This is a genomic window from Streptomyces sp. NPDC005485 (assembly GCF_040606085.1).
Classification (GTDB): domain Bacteria; phylum Actinomycetota; class Actinomycetes; order Streptomycetales; family Streptomycetaceae; genus Streptomyces.
In genome coordinates this window covers 1-5,772 of record NZ_JBEXDZ010000279.1, presented here as the reverse complement: position 1 = coordinate 5,772, position 5,772 = coordinate 1, and the positions used below count along the sequence as shown (strand labels likewise).

Here is a 5,772-nt window from a genome sequence, read left to right as displayed (position 1 = left end):
CGGGTGGGTGGGTGGGTGGGGTCAGCGGGCGGACACGGGGGCGAGGGGGGTGGGGCGGGGGTAGTGCGGCAGCTCGATGTCGGTGGCCGACTTCACGGTCAGCCGGGTCAGGTATCCGGCCAGGAGCGGGGAGTTGAGCGCCTTGTAGATGCGGTTGCGGCGGCGGATGCGGCCGGTGGTGGCGGGGGCGAGCATCGGTCCGGCGCCGCCGGCCGTCTTCTGGCAGCCCTGGGCGAACTTGCGGATGCGGGCCTCGTAGGCGGCGAACGCGGTGCGGTGGTCGGTGTGGGTGGCCAGTTCACCGGCCAGGACGTGGGCGCCGACGACGGCGAGTCCGGTGCCCATGCCGCCCATGGTGGCGCCGTAACCGGCATCGCCCAGCAGCACCACCCGGCCGGTGGAGCAGCGGTCCATGCGGATCTGGGCGACGGCGTCGAGGTAGACGTCGTCGGTGTGCTCCAGGGCCTGCAGGATGCGCGGCACCTCCCAGCCCAGGCCGGCGTAGCGCTCGGCGAGCAGCCGCTTGTGCTGGGCGGTGTCGTGGCGGTCGTAGACGAGGGGCTGCTCGGCGGCGAAGACCATCAGCACGCCCGCGGTGTGCGGGTCGCGGCCGTAGTTGTTCAGGCAGATGCCGCGGCCGGGGGCGTTGAACCAGCGGGCGGTGCGGTCCAGGGCGAGGTGGTTGGGGACGTCGAAGCCGGCCACGTAGTAGCCGAGGTGGTGCAGGAACTGCGACTCGTCGCCGAAGGCCAGGCGGCGGACGTTGGAGTGCAGGCCGTCGGCGCCGACCACCAGGTCGAAGGTGCGGGGGGCGGATCGCTCGAAGGTGGCGTGGATCTCCTCGGCGGTCTCGGTGAGGGAGGTGATGGAGTCGCCGAAGACGTACTCCACGTTGTTCCTGGAGCGTTCGTACAGGATGCGGGAGAGATCACCGCGGAAGATCTCCACGTCGCCGCTCATGAACGACGCGTCCAGCCGCATCTGTTCGGTGCCGTTCTCGTCGACGAACGTCTGCTCGCCCATGTGGGTCTGGTGGCGGTTGACCTCCTCCCACACGCCGAGGTCCTCCAGCACCGTGCGGTGCACCGCGCCGCGGAAGTCCACCGCGAAGCCGCCGCCGCGCAGGGCGGGGGCCTTTTCGACCACGGTGACCTGGTAGCCGTGGCGGCTGAGGGCCAGCGCCAGGGCGGGGCCCGCGATGCTCGCGCCGGAGATCAGGACGCGGCGGCCGGCGGGGGTGCGGGTCTGCTCGTTCATGGGGGGCTCCTCTTGGTCAGTGACGCGTGCTCGGCGCCGTTGTCGCCTTCTGCACAAGAGGTTGGCGCCCGCCGCTGACCGCGCGGGCACCGCGCGCTGACCGCCCCTGACCGGGCGCCGTCAGCGTCCCCGAAACCGGCCGCCGCACCGCCGTGAGCAGCTCCTTTCCTGCCCCGCCGGCCGGTCAGCGCCCGGGGCGGCGGCGGTGGCACCCGGCGGCGCGCACCGCCCGCTACCCCGGGCACCCCGGCACCCCGGCATCGCGGGCATCGCGGGTACGCCGTTGCCGGGCCGCCGGGGGTGGTGGGTTCAGGTGGCGGCCGGGGTGTGGTGGCCGTGCAGCAGGGTCAGGGCCTGCGGCAGGGTCAGGGCGCGGCCCCGGGTGTGGGCGTGGGTGTAGGCCGCCTCGCCGGTGTGGGCGCGGGCGGCTGCCGCGGTGCGGGCGACGTCGGGGTCGCCGGCGACGGCCATGCCGCGCAGGGACACCGCGGCGCCCAGGAGCAGCGCCGCGTGTTCCCCCTCGCCTTCCAGGACCGCGAGGCCCGCCAGGCCTTCGGCGGCCTGTGCCAGGTCGGCGGGGGTGCGCATGTCCAGGGCGGTGTGCAGGGCCTGCTGGTGGAAGGAGCGGGCCTCGGCGGCGCGCCCGTCGGCCTCGGCGGCGCGGGCCAGGGCGGTGTGCAGGCGCTGGATCAGCGCCCCGCCGAACCAGTGGTCCTTGCAGGAGGCGAGTCCTCGTTCGTACCACTGGCGGGCGCCGGCCATGTCGCCGCGCAGCCGCTGCACGTCGCCCAGGCCCAGCTGGGCCAGGGCCACCTTGTCCGAGCTGCCGACCCGGCGGGCCAGTTCGGCGGCCCGCCCGTAGTCCGCGCCGGCGCGCTCGAAGTCCCCGCAGTGCAGCAGCGCGTCGGCGCGGTGGCACAGCAGGCCGGCCATCTCCTCGGGTGCATCCAGCTGGCCGACCAGGACCATCGCCTCGTCCAGGTGGGCCAGCGCCTGTTCGTGATCGCCGCGCCAGTCGGCGAACATGGCCAGCGGGTCGAAGCAGTTGGCCATCCCCCAGCGATCGCCGGTCTGGCGGAAGTGGGCCAGCGCGCTGGCGAACTGTGCCTCGGCCTTCTCCGGCTGTCCGCCGAACCACGGCTGGAATCCGTCGCCCATCAGCCCCACCGCCCGCGACCAGGGGTCGGCGCCGATCTGCCGGCGCCGGGTGTCCTCGTCGGCGGCCCGCCCGGGGCCGGCGATCAGGGCCCGCAGCACGGTCAGGATCGGCCGGCGCAGTGGCCGGTCGATGCCCAGCAGCACCGCGTCGGCCCGGTCGAGCCACTGCTGCTGGGGCTGCGCAGCGGGGCTGCCAGAGGGTTTGAGGGCCCATTGGGTGTGGGCGTTGAGCGCGCACAGCGCGTACTCCTCGTCCAGTCCCGGCGGCGGGCTGTCGCCGAGGGCGGTGAGCAGGGCGGCGGCGGGGGTGGCGTGTTCGACGGTCAGTCCGCGCAGCCACCAGTACCAGGTCAGTTCGGCCATCAGGCGCAGTGCAGTGTTCTGGTCGGCGGTCAGTGACCAGCGCAGGGCTGCTTCGAGGTTGCCCTGTTCGGCGCCGAGCACGGCCAGCCACTGCACCTGTTCGCTGCGGCGCAGCCAGGGTTCGGCGCGCTCGGCGAGTTGCAGGAAGTGTCCGGCGTGCGCCCGCCTGAACGTCTCCTGTTCGCCGGCGTGCACCAGCTGTTCGGCGCAGAACGCGCGGACCGTCTCGAACATGGTCACCCGGCCCTCGCGGGTCTCGGCGAGTGACTTGCCCACCAGGGAGTCCAGGAGCTGTTCGGTGTCGGGCAGGGCGCACACCGCTTCGGCGGCGGCCAGGGTGGCGCCGCCGGCGAACACGGTCAGCCGGCGGGCCAGCGCCCGTTCGTCGGCGTCCAGCAGGTCCCAGCTCCACTCCACCACGGAGCGCAGGGTGCGGTGGCGGGGGTCGGCCGTGCGATCGCCGCGGGAGAGGAGTTTGAAGCGGTCGTCGAGGCGGGCGGCGATGTCCTGCACGCTCAATGTGCGCAGCCGTGCCGCGGCGAGTTCCAGCGCGAGGGGCATCCCGTCCAGTGCGGTGCACATCCACTCCACCAGCGCGGCCCGCTCCGCGTCGAGGGCGAAGCCCGGGGAGACGGCCACCGCGCGGTCGGTGAACAGCTGGACGGCGGAGCGGCGTTCCAGCGGGGGCAGCGGGCACAGTGCCTCGCCGGTCAGTCCCAGGGCCTCGCGGCCGGTGCACAAGATCCGCACTCCCGGGCAGGCGCCCAGCAGCCGCCGGGCCAGCTGTGCGGTGTCCTCGACGACGTGTTCGCAGTTGTCCAGCACCAGCAGCAGCCGGCGTTCGGCCAGCGCGGTCACCAGGCGTTCCTCGGGGCCGCGCGCGCCGTCGGCGCCGGGCCGCAGGCCCAGCGCGGTCAGCACGGTGGCGTGGATCTGGCGGCCGTCCTCCAGCGGGGCGAGTTCCACGAAGCAGACGTCGTCGGCGCGCTCCCGGCTCGCCGCCTCCACCGCCAGGCGGGTCTTGCCGACGCCGCCGGGCCCGATGAGGGTGACCAGGCGGGCGCTGGCGACCAGTTCACGGATGCGGTGCAGTTCCTCATCGCGGCCGACGAAGCTGGTGAACTGGGCGGGCACGCCGCGCGGGGTGATGCCGCCCGCCAGGCCGTCGGAGCGCAGCAACTCCTGGTGCAGGCCGGACAGTTCGGCCGAGGGGTCGGTGCCCAGTTCCTCGGCGAGGGTGGCCCGCAGCTCGGCATAGACGCTCAGCGCCTCGGCGCGCCGGCCGCACGCGTGCAGGGCCCGCATCAGCAGAGCGCACAGCTGCTCGCGCAGCGGATGGGCCGCCACCAGCTGCCGCAACTCCGCTACCAGCGCGGTGGATTCACCCAGCGCCAGTTCGGCCTCGATGCGGTCCTCCAGGGCGGCCAGGCGCAGTTCCTCCAGGCGTACGGCGGCCGGGGTGCGGGCCTGTCCGCGCCACAGGGCGAGCGCCTCGCGCAGCAGGGCGACGGCCCGGCGGTGATCGCCGTGGGCGAGCAGCTCGCGGCCCTGGCGGGCCAGGCGTTCGAAGCGGTGGGCGTCGATGGCGTCGGGGTCGACGTCGAGGCGGTAGCCGTGCGGCAGCGACTCGATGGTGACGCCGAGCCGGCGGCGCAGCCGGGAGATCTGGGACTGCAGCGCGTTGGCGGCGCTGGCGGGCGGCTCGTCGCCGTAGACCTCCTCGATCAGCCGCTGGGTGGAGACCACCTTGCCCACGTCCTCCAGCAGCAGTCCCAGCAGCAACTGCAGCCGTGCGCCGCCGAGCTCGAGCGGCTCGCCTGCGGCGGTCCGCGCTTCCATCGGTCCCAGAATCGTGAACTGCACGGAAAGATTGTCCCTCACTTCGGCCGCCGCCATGAGCGGGCCCGCCCGGCGTGGCCCCGGGGCCGGGCGGGGCGGGAGACACCCCCGGCGCGCCGCCGCGCCGAGGGGGCTGATTCTTTTCGGGCATCCCCCTATTTGTTTAGGGGTCATTGGCTCGTTGTGGGCGGTGCGAACGCACCAATAATGAGGCGAGTCAATGCCCTATTGGTGGGCTGCACCGAATACAAAGGGAGGGCCCTATGGGCCGGCTGGCAGGAAAAGTAGCGGTCATCACCGGTGCGGGCCGCGGTCAGGGCCGCAGCCACGCGGTGCGGCTGGCGGAGGAGGGCGCGGACGTCATCGTCATCGACCTGGGCGAGGGCGAGGTCACCAGCGTGCCCTACCCGCTGGCCGGCACCGAGGAGCTGGAGGAGACGGCCCGGCTGGTGCGCAAGAGCGGGCAGCGCGCGGTGGTCAAGGTCGCCGATGTGCGCGACCGGGCCGCGCTGCGCCAGGCCGTCGACGAGGGGGTGGCCGAACTCGGCCGCCTGGACGTGGTCATCCCCAACGCCGGCATCCTGCCGATCGGGGCGAACCGTCCGATCGAGGCGTACATCGACACCGTCGACATCAACCTGTCGGGGGTCCTCAACACCGTCCACGCGGCGCTGCCGCACCTCGGCGAGGGCGCCTCGATCATCATCGTCGGCTCGATCGTCGGGCTGCAGCCCGGCCACGCCGACGTCTCGCAGGCCGGCCCGGGCTTCGCCGGCTACCGCTTCGCGAAGCACTCCCTCGTCGAGTACGTCAACACGCTCTCCCAGCTGGTGGCCCAGCGGGCGATCAGGGTCAACGCCGTGCACCCGACGAACGTCGAGACGGAGATGCTCCTCAACGACGCGGTCTACCAGGCGTTCATGCCCGACAAGGAGCAGCCGACCGTCGAGGACGCGCTGCCCATCTTCACCGGCATCCAGGCCATGCCGATCCCGTATGTCACCCCCGGCGACGTCTCGCACGCGGTGGTCTACCTGGCCTCGGAGGAGTCGCGTTACGTCACCGGCCTGCACCTGAAGAACGCCCCCATCGCGATCGTCGGCGTCGTCGGCGCACTGCTCCTGGTGCCGCCGTCGAAGTCGGCGAAGATGGGCG

3 protein-coding genes are annotated in these 5,772 nt (G+C 73.4%); 1 reads left to right on the top strand and 2 read right to left on the bottom strand.

Going from position 1 to position 5,772, the window contains the following annotated elements:
- Window positions 1-21: 21 nt before the first annotated feature.
- Together ABZS97_RS43215 and ABZS97_RS43210 are read right to left on the bottom strand one after the other, a co-directional pair.
- Window positions 22-1,257, bottom strand: coding sequence for an FAD-dependent monooxygenase (locus tag ABZS97_RS43215; protein WP_356149233.1), 1,236 nt, complete (start codon window positions 1,255-1,257; stop codon window positions 22-24).
- A gap of 309 nt (window positions 1,258-1,566) precedes the next feature.
- Window positions 1,567-4,641, bottom strand: coding sequence for a BTAD domain-containing putative transcriptional regulator (locus ABZS97_RS43210; protein WP_356149230.1), 3,075 nt, complete (start codon window positions 4,639-4,641; stop codon window positions 1,567-1,569).
- Between the two features lie 239 nt (window positions 4,642-4,880).
- Between ABZS97_RS43210 and ABZS97_RS43205 the strand changes: the two genes are divergently transcribed.
- Window positions 4,881-5,772 (top strand): mycofactocin-coupled SDR family oxidoreductase (locus tag ABZS97_RS43205; RefSeq protein ID WP_356149227.1); only part of this gene is annotated, 892 nt, incomplete at its 3' end.